This window comes from Jiangella mangrovi (assembly GCF_014204975.1).
In the GTDB taxonomy this organism is placed as follows: domain Bacteria; phylum Actinomycetota; class Actinomycetes; order Jiangellales; family Jiangellaceae; genus Jiangella; species Jiangella mangrovi.
The window spans coordinates 2,519,797-2,534,150 of sequence record NZ_JACHMM010000001.1; the positions used below are offsets into that span (position 1 = coordinate 2,519,797).

12 protein-coding genes and 1 tRNA gene are annotated in these 14,354 nt (G+C 71.2%); 5 read left to right on the forward strand and 8 right to left on the reverse strand.

Annotation, left to right across the window (positions count from 1 at the left end; genetic code table 11):
- Positions 1-69: 69 nt before the first annotated feature.
- Both HD601_RS11770 and HD601_RS11775 read right to left on the reverse strand, forming a co-directional pair.
- A complete protein-coding gene (locus tag HD601_RS11770; protein ID WP_184822069.1) occupies positions 70-912 on the reverse strand; it encodes a DUF6597 domain-containing transcriptional factor in 843 nt (280 codons plus the stop codon).
- A 70-nt stretch (positions 913-982) separates the two neighbouring features.
- Positions 983-1,058, reverse strand: a tRNA-Lys gene (locus HD601_RS11775).
- Between the two features lie 156 nt (positions 1,059-1,214).
- On the opposite strand from HD601_RS11775, the gene HD601_RS11780 reads away from it, so the two are divergent.
- The 4 genes from HD601_RS11780 to HD601_RS11795 all read left to right on the forward strand — a co-directional run bounded on the left by HD601_RS11780 (position 1,215) and on the right by HD601_RS11795 (position 7,251).
- Positions 1,215-3,464 (forward strand): glycoside hydrolase domain-containing protein, encoded by a 2,250-nt coding sequence (locus HD601_RS11780; RefSeq protein WP_184822071.1) that lies wholly within the window; start codon positions 1,215-1,217, stop codon positions 3,462-3,464.
- Between the two features lie 19 nt (positions 3,465-3,483).
- Complete coding sequence (locus HD601_RS11785) at positions 3,484-4,752, forward strand: glycosyltransferase (protein ID WP_184822073.1); 1,269 nt, start codon at positions 3,484-3,486, stop codon at positions 4,750-4,752.
- A gap of 134 nt (positions 4,753-4,886) precedes the next feature.
- Positions 4,887-6,251, forward strand: coding sequence for an FAD-binding oxidoreductase (locus tag HD601_RS11790; protein ID WP_184822075.1), 1,365 nt, complete (start codon positions 4,887-4,889; stop codon positions 6,249-6,251).
- Positions 6,252-6,375: 124 nt separating this feature from the next.
- On the forward strand, positions 6,376-7,251 hold the full coding sequence (locus tag HD601_RS11795) for a M48 family metalloprotease (RefSeq protein WP_184822077.1): 876 nt from the start codon (positions 6,376-6,378) through the stop codon (positions 7,249-7,251).
- A 107-nt stretch (positions 7,252-7,358) separates the two neighbouring features.
- Here HD601_RS11795 and HD601_RS11800 read toward each other — a convergent pair whose 3' ends face one another.
- Complete coding sequence (locus tag HD601_RS11800; RefSeq protein WP_184822079.1) at positions 7,359-7,979, reverse strand: TetR/AcrR family transcriptional regulator; 621 nt, start codon at positions 7,977-7,979, stop codon at positions 7,359-7,361.
- Positions 7,980-8,043: 64 nt separating this feature from the next.
- On the opposite strand from HD601_RS11800, the gene HD601_RS11805 reads away from it, so the two are divergent.
- Entirely contained in the window at positions 8,044-8,925 is an 882-nt protein-coding gene (locus tag HD601_RS11805) for an alpha/beta fold hydrolase (protein WP_184822081.1), read from the forward strand.
- On the opposite strand, the gene HD601_RS11810 is transcribed toward HD601_RS11805, so the two are convergent.
- The 5 genes from HD601_RS11810 to HD601_RS11830 form a co-directional block, all read right to left on the reverse strand.
- The gene (locus HD601_RS11810; RefSeq protein WP_184822083.1) at positions 8,888-9,292 is read right to left on the reverse strand and encodes a YybH family protein; all 405 of its coding nucleotides are present in this window, start codon (positions 9,290-9,292) and stop codon (positions 8,888-8,890) included. The two genes, HD601_RS11805 and HD601_RS11810, sit on opposite strands and share 38 nt — an antisense overlap.
- 60 nt (positions 9,293-9,352) lie before the next feature.
- Positions 9,353-10,369, reverse strand: a complete 1,017-nt coding sequence (locus tag HD601_RS11815) for a sigma-70 family RNA polymerase sigma factor (protein WP_221440853.1) — start codon at positions 10,367-10,369, stop codon at positions 9,353-9,355.
- Positions 10,370-10,406: 37 nt separating this feature from the next.
- Positions 10,407-11,675, reverse strand: coding sequence for an acetamidase/formamidase family protein (locus HD601_RS11820; protein ID WP_184822085.1), 1,269 nt, complete (start codon positions 11,673-11,675; stop codon positions 10,407-10,409).
- A gap of 182 nt (positions 11,676-11,857) precedes the next feature.
- Positions 11,858-13,831 carry a sialidase family protein gene (locus HD601_RS11825; protein WP_184822087.1) on the reverse strand — a complete coding sequence of 658 codons (1,974 nt, stop codon included), beginning with the start codon at positions 13,829-13,831 and terminating at the stop codon, positions 11,858-11,860.
- Between the two features lie 135 nt (positions 13,832-13,966).
- Positions 13,967-14,344 carry a TipAS antibiotic-recognition domain-containing protein gene (locus HD601_RS11830; protein ID WP_184822089.1) on the reverse strand — a complete coding sequence of 126 codons (378 nt, stop codon included), beginning with the start codon at positions 14,342-14,344 and terminating at the stop codon, positions 13,967-13,969.
- Between the last annotated feature and the right edge of the window lie 10 nt (positions 14,345-14,354).

A 14,354-nucleotide genomic window follows, 5' to 3' on the forward strand; every position in this document is an offset into this window, starting at 1 on the left:
GGATCTCCTTCGGCTGAACACGCTCGATGCTGATGCTGCCAAGGACGTGTCGTCTGGTCTTGTAGAAAATCACTCGGCGGGCATCGGCCCGTTGTCCGGAGGGAAGCCCTTGTCAGCGGGGTGCCGTCGCCGAAGAGCCACGTACGCCGTCGGGGTGAGACCGGTGAACTCCTTGAACTCCTTGGCGAAGTGAGCCTGGTCGAAGAAGCCCGCGGAATCAGCCAGGCCGGACCAGTCGACCTGACGTCGGGCATCGATCGAGAGAATCAGGCGCGCGAAGCGATAGATCCGCGCCACCCGCTTCGGACCGAGCCCGGTGTGGAACTTGAACTGAGCGGCCAGCTGATTGCCGCTGGCCCCGGCCTCCTTGGTCAGCGCCCCGATCGAGACGTTGCCCCAAGCAGCCTCCACGCACCCAGCCGTCTGAGCGACCAGGTGGAGTCCACGCGAGGGTGCGGCGACGAGCCGAGAGCGCAGTTCGTCCTCGAGCACCTGCAGGGCCTCGCCGACGGTCTTGACGGCAGCGATCCGGCCGCGGATCCGGTCGACGGACCGGCCCCACACCCCGTCGACCGGGACACACCGATCCCGCAACTCAATGGACGGCAGGTCGACGAAGGGTGACAGGCCCCACGGCTTGAAGTGCACTCCGACCATCCGCGCCGGGGACGGGAACTCGATCATGAAGCGCCGGGTCCGCATCCCCATGAACCAGCCGTCCTCGAGCACCATCGGTGGCACGTCCGGGTCCGCGTCGTAGAGACGCACAGGCCCACCCATGGTGATGAACAAGTGCGCGGACGGCATCGGTGGGACGTTGAGTCGAGGGTGGCGCGGCACCCCGCTCAGGCAGTAGATGTCATCGATGAGCCCGTCCAGCGGCGGCGCCGGCACGCGGCTCGTGTACTCCACGTGGCCATTCTCCCGTGCTCGATCCAGGCCACGCCTCGAGCTGTTGGTGCGCAGCCCCGAGTTCCGCGACTGGTGGGCCCCCAGGGGATCGAACCCTGAACCCGCGGATTAAAAGTCCGCTGCTCTGCCAATTGAGCTAGAGGCCCCGCGGGGACAGGCTACCCAGTCACACGGCCGCCCTCCACGCGACGCCGGGAGCCACGCCGCGCGACGATCGGGTGCACCTCGCCGATTGCCCTTGACGCCCGCGACACGGGGAGTTCATATCGACGCTACAGATCGGTCACCTCGGGACAGGCAGAATGCAGAACATACTGGACAGCGTTGATCCCTTCATCGGCACCATGGCCACGGACCTCCCCGATCCGCAGGGGCTGGCGGCGACGTGGTGGTGGCCGAAGGCGCAGGTCGGCAACACCCATCCGGGCGCGAGCTATCCGCTCGGCATGGTGTCGGCGTGCGCCTACTCGGGCGCCTACCCGACCGGGTACGGGGTCTATCGCATCAGTACCGAGGGCCAGCCGACGCCGTTGTACGACCGGCAGCAGGCGTCCGGGTTCACGCACTTCCAGCAGTCGGGGACGGGCGCGATCCGCAAGTACTACAACTACTTCCGCGTCACCCCGATGATCGAGCCGCTCGACTCGCTGGGGACGCTCTGGCAGCTGCACGACGAGGTCGCCGAGCCGGGGTACTACGCCGCCACCCTCGACACCGGCATCAGGTGCGAGGTCACCGTCGGCGCGAAGACGGCCGTTCACCGGTACACGTTCCCCGAGGCCCGCAGCGGCCGCGTCGTGGTCGACTTCTCGTACGGCGGGCTGGCCATCGAGCACGGCCGCACCGTGCCGTTGCGCGCCCACATGCAGAGCCTCGGCCACGGCCAGGCCGAGGGCACCATCGTCATGGAGGGGGTGCCGCTCTCGGTCTTCATCGAGGCCGACACCCCTGACTGGCGGCAGCTGCTCTGGTACGACCGGCGGCTGGTCGACGGCGGGACGCGGCTGGACTTCGACTACATCCGGCGCACGACGCTGCGGCCGTTCGGCCTGATCTTCATGGGGCCGGCGCTCGCCGGGCAGACGGTCGAGCTGAAGATGGGCTTCTCGCTGCGCGGGACGGAGCAGGCGCGCGCCAACGTCGAGGACGAGCTCGGCCTGGGCCGCACCCGGTTCGACAAGTGCCGCTCGCGCACCCGGAAGAAGTGGTCGTCCTACTTCGACCAGGTGAAGGTCGACGGCGGGACGGATGCGCGGCGGACGGTGTTCGCCACCAGCCTGTACCACTCGCTGATCAAGCCGTGCTTCGGCGACGACGAGAGCCCCTTCTGGCCGACGTCGGGGGCGTTCGTCTTCGACATCTGCACCATGTGGGACATCTACAAGACGCAGATCCCGCTGATCACGGCGCTGGCGCCGAAGCGGGGCGCGGCGCTGCTCGAGTCGCTGATCCGGGTGTGCGAAGAGGAGGGCAACTTCCCCATCGGCTACCGCATGGCCAAGGGCGCGGACCGGTTCTTCCGGCAGGGCAGTGCACTGGCGCACACGGCGCTGGCCGACGGGTACCTGCTCGGCCTCGACGGCATCGACTGGGACTGGGCGCTCGTGCACATGCAGGACGACCTGCGCCGGGTGTACGGCGAGGACTTCCTCGAGAAGGACATCGTCCACCCGATCACCCACACGCTCGACCTCGCCTACGGCTACCACTGCACCGCCGTCATCGCCCGCGGCCTGGGCGACCGCCGGCTCGCCGACGAGCTGGAGCAGCGGGCCCGGTACTGGGTCAACGCGTTCGAGCCGGCCAGCGGGCTGCTGAAGAAGTCGACGTACTACGAGGGCGGCCGGTGGAACTACTCGTTCCGGCTGCTGCACGACATGGCCGCGCGCATCGAGCTGGCCGGCGGCGACGACCGCTTCGTCGCGATGCTCGACAGCTTCTTCGGCTACGGCAAGGACCCGGTGCGCCAGCTCGGCACGCCACCCTTCGCCGACGTCGACGGCAACCGTGACGGCTACGGCGAGGGCCTGGGGCTGCACCGGTTCGAGGGCCTGAACAACGAGCCGGACATGGAGGCGCCGTGGGCGTACCACTACGCCGGCCGCCCCGACCGCACCGCTGAGATCGTCCACGCGGCGCTCACCCACCAGTTCGCGCCGACCCGCGGCGGACTGCCCGGCAACGACGACTCCGGCGCGCTGAGCTCGTGGTACGTGTGGGCGTCGCTCGGACTGTTCCCCGTCGCCGGGCAGAACCTGTTCCTGGTCAACGCGCCGGCGTTCGCGACGGCGAGCCTCGAGATCGGCGGCAACGAGTTCCTCATCGAGACCGTCGGGCACCGCGAGACCCCGATCAGCAGCGAGACGGGAACCCCGCAGGCACCGCAGTTCGTCCAATCGGCGACATTCAACGGCAAACCACTCGACGGTGGATTCATCACCGGAAACGAGCTGCACGGCGGGGGCCGCCTGCAGATCGAACTCGGACCGGAACCCTCGGCCTGGGCGACGAAGGTGCGTCCGCCGTCGGTCTCCGATCGATCACACGGTTAGAAGACTCGGAGGTGTTGCCATGAGCCGACCCACCCGCCGCCTGGTGATCGTCGTGCGCGCCGATCCAGTGATCTGCGGCCATTCCGGCGAGGCTCGCAACCTCGCCGAGGTCGCGCTCACCCGGGGATTCGACGACGTCCGCATCGTCACCTGGCCGATCCCCGCGCTCCAGGCGGCCGGCCTCCCGCTCAAGCCGCTGGACTCGATCCTCCCGTACAGCGAGGGCATCACCGTCGAGCGGCCGGAGCCCGTCGGCGACTACCGCGTCCCCGACGGCCGCTTCGTGCTCGGGCTGACGAGCCGGCTCTACGAGCTGTTCACCGACGGCGTCCCGACGGTGTGCATCTCGATGTACCTGACGCCGCACACGAACGCCGTCGTCGAGGCGCTGCGGGGAGCCCGGGCCAGCGGCGCCGGGTTCAACGTCACCACCATCGCCAAGGCGGTCGGCTCGGACATCACGAACATCGTCCGCACCAGCATCGCCGAGGGCCGGGCCGGGGCGGCGGCGTTCCTGCTCACGACGTTCCTGGCCAACGACGGCTGCGTGGCGGTGTCGGACTACACCCGCGACCTCATCGTCGAGTCGGCGCGGCAGGTCGACCAGGTCTGCGGCACCCGCTTCGCCGAGGAGTGCGCCGCCCGCGTCACCGTCAGCTACCCGCCGATCGACACCGGCGCGTACCTCGACCTCGACCCGGTCGCCGCCGACGAGGCGCTGGCCCGCCGCGGCCTCGAGCGCGACGGCTACCTGCTGTTCCTGTCGCGGGTCACGCTGGCCAAGGGGGTCGACGACCTCATCGCGGCGTACCAGGCGTCGGCCGGGCGCGACCGCGTGAAGCTGGTCATCGCCGGGACGGGGCCCGAGCTGGCGCAGATGCGGGCGCTCGCCGCCGGCGACGACCGCATCGTCTTCCTCGACGACGTCAGCGACGAGGAGAAGCCGCTGCTGATGAACGGGAGCGCCGCGTTCGTGCTGCCCAGCAAGCCGCGCCCGGAGTTCGTCGAGACGTTCGGCATCGCCCTGGTCGAGGCCATGCTGTCCGGCGGCGGCCCCGTCATCACGACGACGACGGGCGGCATCCCCGAGTCGGTCGGCGACACCGCGGTCGAGATCGCCGCCGCCGACCCCGCCGGGCTCGCGGCCGCCCTCGACCGCGTCGTGCTCGAGATGACGGCGGAGGACCGGCAGACGGCGTCGCAGCGGGCCCGGGCCTACGCGCTGCGGTTCGACCGCGTCCAGGTCTTCGACCGGCTCATCGAGGACCTCGCCGTCCCCGCCGGGTGACGACGGAACCCCGGGCAAAGTCGGCAGGAATTCAGGCGCACTCTGTCGGTGGTCGAGGGTTGAATGGGACCCACGCCGGACGGGCACACCCTTTCCGGTCCGGCGTGGTGACCCTCGAAGGAGAACCCTGACCGATGACCACCCTCGACGTCTCCGCAGTGCGCACGCGCTTCACCGGCCAGGTCATCGTGCCTGGCGACACCGACTACGACACCGCTCGCGGTCTCTTCTACGGCGGCACCGACAGCCGGCCGGCCGTCATCATCCGCCCCGTCGACCCCACCGAGGTGGCCGGCGTCGTCGCCCTCGCTCACGAGACCGGCCTCGAGCTGGCCGTGCGCTGCGGCGGCCACAACCCGGTCGGCCTCAGCAGCGTCGACGGCGGCATCGTCCTCGACCTGCGCCAGCTGCGCGCCATCGCCATCGACGTCGACGAGCGCACGGTGTGGGCACAGACCGGCCTGACGGCGGGCGACGTCACCAAGGCGGTCGCCGAGCATGGCCTGGCCGTCGGCTTCGGCGACAGCGCCACGGTCGGCATCGGCGGCATCACCACCGGCGGCGGGGTCGGCTTCCTGTCCCGCAAGTACGGCATGACCATCGACAACGTGCTCGCCGCCGAGGTCGTCACCGCCGACGGCCAGATCCTGCAGGTCGACGCCGGCAGCCATCCGGACCTGTTCTGGGCCATCAGGGGCGGCGGCGGCAACTTCGGCGTCGTCACCCGGTTCAAGTACCGGCTGCACGAGGTGCCAGGCGTCACCGGCGGCCTGCTCATGCTCCCGGCCACCGCCGACGTCGTGCACGGCTTCATCACCGAGGCGGCCGCGGCGCCCGAGGAGCTGTCGGTCATCGTCAACGTCATGCCGGCGCCGCCCATGCCGTTCGTCCCGGCCGAGCTGCACGGCTCCATGGTGGTGTTCGGGCTGGTCTGTTACGCCGGACCGGCCGACGAGGCCGAGAAGGTGCTGGCGCCCATCCGCGCCCTCGCCGAGCCCATCGCCGACATGGTGCGGCCCATCACCTACCCCGAGATGTTCATGGAAGAGGGCGACGACGACTACCACCCGACGGCGACGGCCCGGAACCTCTTCACCGACCAGCTCGACCACGCCCTGGTCACGCAGATCCTCGAGCGCCTCGACACCGCGCCGGCGCCCATGCGCGTCACGCAGTTCCGGCCGCTCGGCGGGGCCGTCTCCCGCGTCGCCGACGACGCCACGGCCTACTCCCACCGCGGCCGGCCGTTCATGGTCAACGTCGCCGCGTTCCTCGACGGTCCCGACACCAAGGCCGAGCGCGAGCAGTGGGTGCTCGACACCTCGGCGCTGATCGCCAACGGCGAGCCCGGGGCGTACGTCAACTTCCTCGCCGAGGACGGCGCCGAGCGGGCCCGCGAGGCCTGGCCTGCCGGCACCTGGGAACGGCTCACGCAGGTCAAGCGGCAGTACGACCCCGGCAACCTGTTCCGCCGCAACGTCAACATCCCGCCGGCCTGACCCAGCGGGCGCCTGGCCGAACCTGCGCGGAAGGGTTGAGTCACCTCCGCGCAGGTTCGGAACAGAAGCCGAGGTCAGCGTGTTCTCTCGGTAGGTGCAGTGCACCGTAGAACAGAGAGGACACATGTCCACCACACGCCGTTATCGCAACGGTCTCAAGACCGCCGTCCTGCTCGGCCTGCTCACGGGTCTCATCCTGACCGTGGGCTACTGGCTCGGCGGCATGACGGGGCTCGTCATCGCCACCGTGCTGTCGCTGGCGATGAACGCGGGCTCCTACTTCTGGTCCGACAGGCTCGCGCTGCGGGCCATGGGCGCGCGGCCGGTCACACCCGCGCAGGCGCCCGAGCTGTACGCCATGGTGCACGAGCTGGCCACCGCGGACGGCCGGCCCATGCCGCGTCTGTATGTCAGCCCGGTGGCGCAGCCCAACGCGTTCGCCACCGGCCGCAACCCCGAGCACGCCGCCGTCGCCGTCACCGAGGGCATCCTGCGGCTGCTCACCCCGCGTGAGCTGCGTGCCGTGCTGGCGCACGAGCTGTCGCACGTCTACAACCGCGACATCCTCATCTCCAGTGTGGCCGCCGCACTGGCGGGCATCGTCACCGCCGTCGCCAACCTCGCCATCTTCATCCCGCTGGGCTCCGATGACGACGACGGCCCCAACCCTCTGGCGGCGCTGCTCATGCTGTTCCTCGCGCCGTTCGCGGCCGGGCTGATCCAGCTCGCCGTCAGCCGCAGTCGCGAGTACGAGGCCGACGCCGACGGTGCGCGGCTGTCCGGTGACCCGCTCGCCCTGGCCAGCGCGCTGGCGAAGATCGAGCGCGGCGCCCGGGCGCTGCCCCTGCCCGCCGACCCGGCCATCGCCTCGAAGGCGCACCTGATGATCGCCAACCCGCTGGCCGGTGGCGGTATGGCCAGCCTGCTGCGCACCCACCCGCCGACGGCCGACCGGATCCGCCGCCTCCAGTCCATGGCAGGAACACCCGCCCTGCGCTGATCGTCCGTGTGGTGCGGTGAGGGGCGGTGGATGCTGCGCCGGCTCCGCTTCGCGGCGGTGAAGCATGCCGCGTGCGCTCTTGACGCCGGCTCCACATCCACCGCCCCTCACCGACTTGGCCTCGCCCTGGTCGTGAGGGATGAGAGGAGCCGGCGGGCGACGTCGATCATTTCGCGGCGGGCTGCGGCGGGGTCGTCGGCCGAGGCGACATAGAGCGCGGCCTCGTCGGCGACCGCGATCAGCGCGTGCGACAGCGGCACCACCGGCTGCCGCTCGACCTCGCCCGTGGCGATGCCCTGCTCGAGCAGGGCGCGGATCAGGCCCAGCACGTGGTGCTGGCAGATCTCGCGCCAGCGGATCCAGCCCAGGACCGAGGGGCCGTCGACGAGCACGATGCGCTGGATCTCGGGTCGTTCGCAGAACTCCAGCCAGGCCTCGACCGCGGCCAGCATGGCGCCCTCGAAGCCGGCTTCGATCTGGGCGCCCGCGACCTCGGCGAGGTGCTGGGCGACGTCGCGCTCGACGTCGTCGAGCACCGCCGCGAACAGCTCGGTCTTGTCGGCGAACTGGTGGTAGAGCGCGCCGCGGCTGACCGCGGCCTCGCGGACGATCGCCTCGGTGCCGACTCCGGCGAACCCCTGGGCAGCGAAGAGCCGCCACGCCGCCTCGATCAGGGCGACGCGGGTGGTGGCGGATCGTTCCGCCTGGGTGCGACGCTTAACATTCATACAGTCTGTATGTTACCTTCCGTGCAGCCTGTTTGTTAGTTGCGTCGAGTCTAGGAGGTCCGCCATGGCCACCATCGAGCTCTCCAGCGGAACCGTGCACTACCGCGTCGCCGGCCCCGAGGAGTCCGCGGCGCCGCCCGTCGTCTTCGTCCACGCGTTCCTCACCGACAGCAGGCTGTGGTCGCGTGTGGCCGACGACCTTGCGGAGCGCGGGATCCGCTCCTACGCGCCCGACTGGCCGCTCGGCGCGCACCCGTCGGCGATGAAGGCCGACGCCGACCTGTCGCCGCGAGGCGTCGCGCGGCTCGTCCTCGAGTTCCTCGACACGCTGGGCCTGGACGAGGTCACGCTGGTCGGCAACGACACCGGCGGTGCGCTGTGCCAGTTCGCCGTCGACGAGGACCCCCGGCGCATCGGCCGGCTCGTCCTGAGCAACTGCGAGGGCCTCGACGTCTTCCCACCGGCGATGTTCGCGCCGCTCTTCGCGCTGCTCCGCAGCGAGCGCCGGGTCCGCTTCCTCGCCGGGCAGATGCGCGTGCGGGCGCTGCGGCAGTCGTGGCTCGGCTTCGGCCTGCTGGCGCACGACCTGCCGGCCGACCTGACCCGCTCCTGGATCGAGCCGGCCCTGAGCGACGACGGCGTCGTCCGCGACCTGGTGCGGTTCCTGAGGGCCGTCGACTCCGACGAGCTGCTCGACGTCTCCACCCGGCTGGATCGTTTCGCGGGCCCCGTCACGCTGGCCTGGGGCACCGACGACCGCGCCTTCACGACGAAGCTCGGCCGGCGGCTGCAGCAGTGCTTCCGCGACGCCGCCTTCGTGCCGGTGCCGAAGTCGCGAACGTTCGTCCCGCTCGACGCGCCGAGGCGACTCGCCGACGAGATCGTCGCCATCGTCGCCCGGCCGAGGGTCAGGAACGAGCGAACGAATGGTGCTCATGGGCGATGAGCCACTGCCCGTCCTGCTTGCGCAGCCCCACGGTGAGGCGCAGCGGGCTGCTGTCCTGGCCGAGTGCGCTCGCCGGCCCGATGTCGAGGAGCGCGTGGGCGAACGCGACGTCCGTCCCCGCTGTGACCTCGATCGACGTGATCGCGAAGACGAACCCCGTCGCCGTGGCCGACATGTCGAGGAACGGCCCCCAGATGGTCCGGTAGGCCTCGAGTCCGCGCACGCCGCCGGCCGGCGGTGACACGTCGAACATGACGGTGTCGTCCGTGTGGCCGGCGACGATGCCGTCGAGGTCACCGGTCTGGGCGGCCGCCGCCCAGCGCTCGATGACGGAGCGGATCTCGGTCTCGGTGGTCGTGTCGTGCATGGATCGCCTCCTGCGGTGTCGGGTCCTTCACGACCTACAACCCCGCGGGTACCGGTGAACTCATCGCGCCGGCGTGATGTCGTCCGGGATCTCGGCGGGAAGGCCGAAGTCGGCGAAGAGCTCCGGCATGAGGAACGAGGTCACCTCGGCGACCCGGACGCCGTCGACGGCGAGCAGGTCCAGCGCGGCGGCCACGAAGGCGCGCCGGGACGCGTCCCACAGGTAGGTGCCGAAGGCCAGCTGGCCGTTCGCCCGTGCCGGCAGGAACCGCCAGCGGTCCGTCAACGGCCCGTCGGTCAGGAAGGTGCGGATGTCGTCGCGGCCCGTGTACCACCGGGCGATCGGCGGCATCGAGTACCGCGCGTCGTCCGTGAGCATCGCCACGATCCCCTCGACGTCACCGGCCTCCCACGCGGCGGCGTACCGCTCGGCGATCCGCCGGACGGCGGCATCGTCCAGCGCCGCGAGCGTTGCCTGCTGACTGCGCCCTGGCCGTCGTCCGTCGATCGCCGTCCGCGCCCGCTGCAGCGCGCTGTTGACCGACGCGACGGTCGTGTCCAGGAGGGCGGCGACCTCTCCGGCGGCGAAGCCCAGGACCTCGCGCAGCAGCAGGACCGCGCGCTGCCGTGGCGTCAGCACCTGCAGCGCGGCGACGAACGCCAGCTCCACGCCTTCGCGGGCGACCGCACGCGCCTCGGGATCCAGACCGGCGACGTCGAGCCGGTCGTCCGGGAACGGCTCGATCCAGCGGACCTCCTCAGCGCGGGCGCCCGGGCCGAGATCGACGGGCAGCTCACGCCGTCGCCGGCGGTCCAGGGCGGTCAGGCACCGGTTGGTGGCGATCCGGTAGAGCCACGGCCGGATCGAGCCGCGGCCGTCGAACCGGTCCAGCCCGCGCCAGGCCCGGACCAGGGTGTCCTGCAGGACGTCCTCGGCGTCGTGGAACGAGCCCAGCATGCGGTAGCAGTGGGCCAGCAATTCGCCGCGGAAGGGTGCCACCAGCGCCTCGAAGGCGTGCTGGTCGCCTCGCCGGGCGTCGGCGAGCAGGCCGGCCTCGGGCTCGGTGGACCTGGACACGTCCGGACCGTACCCGAGGCGGCCTGCGTCGGCCAGGTCAGCGCCGGCGGCGCGTGAAGACGCTCTTCGGGACGAAGCCGGTGACGACCTGGGTGCGGTCGACGACCTCGGCGTTGTGGTAGTTCACCGCGATCGAGGCGAACGAGTAGGCCTTCGGGACCGTCATGCCCTGGGTGGTCACCAGGAAGTCGACGGTCTTCTCGACGGCGATCCGCATGGCCCGGTCGAGGTCCCAGTGGATACCCATCATGATCCAGTGGTCGTCGGTCTCGGCCCAGGGCAGCTCGGTCACGGTGTCCTTGATCAGGGTGACGCGGAACGTGCCCGAGAGCGAGTGCTCGACGGCGGTGCCGCTGACCTCGCCGTCGCCCTGGCAGCTGTGCGGGTCGCCGATGAAGATCTGCGCCCCGGGCTGGAACACCGGCAGGTAGAGCGTCGTCCCGACGGTGAGGTCGCGGACGTCCATGTTGCCGCCGAACTTCCCGGGCGGCGTCGAGTTCTGCACCCCGGTGGCCGGCGGCGGCGCGTCCTCGGTGTTGCCGATGAACTCCCCGGTCGGCGAGGCGACGGCGATGATCCCCGGGAACTTGTGCGTCGGGATGATGACGTCGTCGGAGAAGAAGACGACCTCCTTCCCGCGGTGCATGCCGGTCCGGTAGAGGTGCGTGCGGACGTCCGGCCAGACCCCGGCCGGCAGCCCCGGCGGGATCTGGGCCGGGATGTCCAGGCCCACGTCGCCCTCGCGCCAGCCCGGGTAGAACTCGGCCATGACGCCGCCGGTCGGGGCGGTGTTGTTGAAGCCGTACGGCACCCGGGTGTCGATGTCGAGGATGTCGATGGCGACGGTGTCGCCCGGCTCGGCGCCGCGGACGTAGATCGGGCCGGTCAGGACGTGCCCGCCGTACTGCCGGTTGCTCGCCTGGCGCTCGGGCAGCGTCTCCCAGAACGCGATCCCGTCGGCCAGGATCTCGCGCGGCTTCACCCCGAACGCGCCGAAGTAGTCGCGCGGGTGGATGGCGGGGTTGGTGAACCCCTGGTGCGAGAGGGTGTCGACGCGGACGGTCTGGCCCGACCGCATGGTGACGCCCGGCTCCCAGTCGATGGGGAAGCCACCCCAGTGCAGGTTGTCAGGGGTGGACTTCAGGTGATGGTCCCACTTCGCCGGCATGGGGCCATGGCTACCATGGCCGCCGCCCCGGCTCGCCTGGGCCGGGGCGGCGGCTCCGACGGCGGCGGCGAGCGGGACGGCGAGACCGGCGGCGAGGAGGCTGCGCCGGCTGGCGGTGCTCCAGTGGTGCGTGGACATGAACGACTCCCTTCGGTACGAGGGCGTCGCGGCGGGCTGATGCATCTTGTATCCGCGACCACGAGTACGGTCGCGGTCCCGTGTTGCGCGCGTGTATCGATCACGCAACATGGCTGTACGAGTGATGGCGCTCTTTCTGCTGTCAGGGCAGCAGAAAGAGCGCCATCAGCGGCGCCGAGGGCTCACTCGTAGTCGGCCGCCGTCGTCCGGAAGGAGACGACGGTGCGGTTGGCGACGTCGAAGCCGAAGGTCAGGAACGAGCCGTCGTCGAGCTGGACGCTGGTCGGGTTGGCCTGGTCCTCCCAGCCGGAGTTGTACAGCGCCAGCGACCGGTGCTCCGTCCACGGGCCCGACGGGTCGTCGAGCAGCGCGCCGTAGGTGGGCCGGCCCGGCTGCGAGTAGTCGCCGTACGTGATCAGCAGCTTGCCGTCGTCGGTCAGCAGCAGGTGCGCCGACGACGTCGGGAGGCCGGTCGGCTCCGGGGTCGTCCAGGTGACGCCGTCGTCGTAGGAGCGGACGAGGGTCGACTCGCTCTCGATCGCCAGCAGGTTGTCGTGGCGGCGGATCTGCATGACGAGCTCGCCGCTGGGCAGCCGGACGATGTTCGGCTCGCCGTTGGAGTAGCGCGCGTCGTCCTCGACGACGGTGAGCTCGTTCGACGCGGGGAAGGTGCGGGCACCGTCGGTGCTGCGCGCGACCCGGGCGCCGTAGCCGTACAGCGGCTGCAGGATGTCGCCGCCGGGCAGCTCGACGGCGGGGCCGTGCTGCCAGGCGCCGGGCTGGGCGCTGTCGATGCGCGTGACCTCGGGGAACGTGAGCCCACCGTCGGCCGAGCGGTAGACGAAGGTACCGAGGTTGCTCTCGGGCTTGGTCGACCAGTCGGTGCGGAAGATCGTCAGCAGCACGGTCCCGTCGCTCAGCACGCTGAGCTTCGGGTCGCGGTTGTCGCCGCCCTCGGTCGCGGCCACCGTGACCGGCGCCGACCAGGTCGCGCCGCCGTCCGTCGAGCGCACCACCCGCACGATGCCGTTGGCGTTCGTGTGCCCGTCGGCCAGGTGGTACGCGACGACGATGGTGCCGTCGGCCAGCCGGACGGCGTCGGGGAAGCGCGGCTCGGCGGCGCCGGCCGGCTCCTGCGCGACGACCTGCGCGGGGATCGGCGAGTACGCCTGGATCCGCTGCTGGGTCGAGCGGGTGACGTTGGTCCGCAGGTCGGTGACGGTGACGGTCACCGGGTGCAGCCCGATGTCGTCGGCGTCGATCGCGGCGCTGACGGAAAGCCGCCCGGGCACGCCGTGCACCCGCGCGGGGAACGGGGCGGCGACGCCGTCGACGACGACCTGCGCCCGGACCTGTGCCGCCCGCAGCCCGGGCTCGTCGATGGTTGCCACGACGGTCGCCGCGGGGTGCTTCTCGGCGGTGTAGTCCGGCAGGGTCCCGACCACGGGGAGCCCGGCGGCGAGCGCCGGCCCGGCCGGGTCGATGTCGGCCAGCGCGACGTCGTCGACGTAGGCGTCCGAGCCCACGGGGGCGCTGCCGCTCGAGGCCAGCTCGATGCTCGTGATGCCACTGCCGCCCGACGCCTTCACCGTGGTGCGGAACGACATTCCGTTCACCGTCAGTACGGCCGCCTCATTGCCGGCGGCGATGCTGACGCGGCTCGCGTGGTCGCGCGCGGTGAGCATCGGGACGGTCGCGAACCGCACGTACTGTCGCCCGTCGTACACCAGGACCTGGGCGGTCGTACTGCCGCCGTAGGCGTAGACCGGCGTGATCATGAACCGGAACATGCCGAGCGCGGGGTTGTCGCCGTTGGCGTGGACGGCGATGAACACCGGCTGCCTCGTGGAGTGCAGGGCGAGGTCGAAGTCGAACCGCCTCGCCTCCGTGACCTGCGCGGGGATGTGCAGCCGGGTCTGCAGCGTCGTGCTGGCGTCGGCGAGGTGCACCGCACGGTTGCCGGGCTCGCCGAAGGGCGCCTCGGCGACCGTGATGTCACCCTGGACGGTGTAGCCCACCGGTGGAGCGCCGAGCGGCTCGTCGTCGAAGGAGCGGACGGCGGGCGCCTCGGCCGGGACGGCGGCCGAGGCGGTCAACGGCAGGGCGGCGGCCGCCAGCAGCGTGGCGAGAGTGGCGGCGACGACGCTTCGTGGCATGTGGGGGCACTCCTCTGCGAGACCAACCGGACCCGAGCATGGAACGTCGTGCCACGGTAGTCGTGCGGCCGTTCCATGCCAAGGCTTCGTCCCGATTCGTCCCTGCCGTGGCCCGGCCGGGCCGCCACTCGCCCCTCAGGTGAGCCGCGCCCTCGCATACGCCGCCACCGCGTCGCGCTGGTAGGCCGCCAGCCCGGGGGTGACCCGGTCGAACAGCCGCCGGACCTGCTCGTCCTCGGCGATCAGCTGGCCCAGGCAGGTGAACAGCTCGGCCGAAGTGAGGCCGTAGCGCGTCGCCAGGTCGCGGTACCAGTCGACCTCGTCGAGCACGGCGGGGTCGTCGGCCGGGGTGTCCGCGGCCTTGAGCCGGGCCATCCGGACCAGCCGGTCGGCGAGGTCGCTCTCCTCGGCCTCGAGGCCCTCGGGCCACGTTCCGCGGTCGCCGGCGTCGACGAGCGGCGTGGCGAACCCGTCCAGCAGGTACTCGGGCCGGTCGACTCCCGGCAGCTCCATGATCGCCAAC